Genomic DNA, 369 nt, shown 5'->3' on the forward strand with positions numbered 1-369 from the left:
ACTTAACCAGGTTCATTACAAACATGATGCAGGCGATCCATGATTCAGATGTAGGGGCTGTGCGTGCTCTGATCTTATTGAGGTTGTACCCGTTTTTTCCTTGTCCGAATTTGCCTTCTATATGGTTCCGTTCTCCCTGTTCCTTTTTAAACTTCCGTTTCTGGTAAGGCGTTTGCGGCGTTTTAGATGGCCTGCCCAATGCTTTTCCGCTGTAGCGGATACCCCGGTCTTTCAACCATTGCCTGTTTTCCCTGGTACCATAAATGGTATCGGTGATAACCACCTCCGGGTAATGGCCGTTAAGTTCACGGTAGGCTTCTACCTGCCCGGGCAGATCGCGGCTTTCATTGTAGGCATCCCAACTCAGGG

At 49.3% G+C, this 369-nt stretch carries 1 protein-coding gene; it reads right to left on the reverse strand.

The window, feature by feature from the left end; translation table 11 throughout:
- Positions 1-369: transposase (locus E2R66_RS28200; protein ID WP_158288538.1), on the reverse strand; the 369-nt coding region annotated here is incomplete at both ends.

The organism is Mucilaginibacter psychrotolerans, assembly GCF_004519315.1.
GTDB lineage: Bacteria > Bacteroidota > Bacteroidia > Sphingobacteriales > Sphingobacteriaceae > Mucilaginibacter > Mucilaginibacter psychrotolerans.